Raw genomic sequence first — 1,585 nt, 5'->3', positions numbered from 1 at the left:
CCAGAGAAGTTCGCCTTTTTTTGGCTCTCTTGGGGTTGTTGAGCAGTTACAATAAAGATTGACCTCGCCTTGGAGGAAGAGTTGCTAATGCCCAAGAAGACGAACAAGAAAACGGAAGCCAAAAGTTACAACCATGGCGAGGAACATCCCCAGCGCCCCGATATTGGCACGGAACCCCACTTCAAGAAAAAGAAACCCCCTGTCACCTATCGTTATGATTCCTCCTTGTCCCCGGAGTTAAACTGGGATGAAAACCCCGCACGAGAACAAGCTGAGGCTTTAATTGAGCAAATTCTCGCGGCAGAAGATTTAGAAACCGCCAAAATAGCAGTGCGTAAACTCAAAGCGATGGGTGAACCGTTTTTAAATTGGACAGGAAAGGCCGAAAGATTATCTTTTCAAGTGCCAACTTTACCCCTATTTGTCCATGAACGTTTATCCACTAGGGCAATTATTGAAACCCTGAAATCCCACAAGGTGGAAAAAGGAGAACAATTGAATCTATTTGAACTATTTAATGACCCTAAATGGGGTTCTTCGGTTTTTGTTATGCAATGGACGGGGGTTATAAGGGATGTAACCCTTATATAGAAAGGCATTTGGCGATTTTTGTCAATTATTTTTGATCTAGAGCGAACTAATCAATTAAGTCTCTTGCCAGATAAGGATTTAGTCGATTTATGCCCCCTATCGAACCATACCAAGTAACGAAGAACCCTAAATGGTCAATTACTGACCAGATTCTCCGAGCTTACGAGTACCACGATAAATGGGTAAACCGGATGATTCTCGGTGACTCGTTGGTGACGATGAACTCCCTACTGCAATACGAGGGGATGGGGGGTAAGGTGAAGATGATTTATATTGACCCTCCCTACGGGGTAAAATTTGGTTCTAATTTTCAACCTTTTGTGAGAAAACGCGACGTTAAACACAACGATGACGATGATTTCACCTGCGAACCGGAGATGGTGCAAGCTTATCGAGATACTTGGGAATTAGGGTTACATTCCTATCTGAGTTATTTACGCAATCGTTTGTTATTGTCCCGGGAGTTTTTGACTGATAGCGGTAGTGTTTTTGTGCAGATTTCCGATGAGAATGTTCATCATGTTCGGGAATTGATGGATGAGGTTTTTGGCGGGGAGAATTTTGTAGCAAATATTACTTATAAAACAAAAAAAATGACAATGGGTAATACATCTACTATTGAAACAATAGGGGATCATATTATTTTCTATGCAAAATGTATTAGAAATTTAAAATGTCATTCTTTATTTACTTTTAAAGACTGGAGAGAAGATCATCATTGGAGATATATCGAGTTAGCTAATGGAGAAAGACGCACAATGACAACAGAAGAAAGAAATAATCCTGATACAATACCTGAAGGTAGTAAAGTTTTTATCCCTTTAGATTTAAGGCCAAGTGGTTATTTTACTACTGGTGATTTTGTTTTTGAATTTAACGGAACTAAATATTCACCTGGTACAGGAAAAAGCTGGCGCACTAATAAAGAGGGAATGGATAATTTAGCTAAATATAATCGTCTTTATGAAACAAGTAAAGCCTTGACTTATGTTTT

General features: G+C 39.6%; 2 protein-coding genes. Both read left to right on the top strand.

The features are described from left to right. Nucleotides 1–87 precede the first annotated feature (87 nt). A complete protein-coding gene (locus PX636_RS13250; RefSeq protein WP_288117544.1) occupies nt 88–591 on the top strand; it encodes a hypothetical protein in 504 nt (167 codons plus the stop codon). 89 nt (nt 592–680) lie between these two features. After that, a partial coding sequence (locus PX636_RS13245) for a DNA methyltransferase (protein WP_288117543.1) occupies nt 681–1,585 on the top strand: 905 nt, incomplete at its 3' end.

Origin of the sequence: Microcystis sp. M53598_WE2 (genome assembly GCF_030067735.1) — a bacterium.
Taxonomy (GTDB): domain Bacteria; phylum Cyanobacteriota; class Cyanobacteriia; order Cyanobacteriales; family Microcystaceae; genus Microcystis; species Microcystis aeruginosa.
Note: the sequence above shows the minus strand (reverse complement) of the source record. Positions and strands in the feature narration are given on the sequence as shown.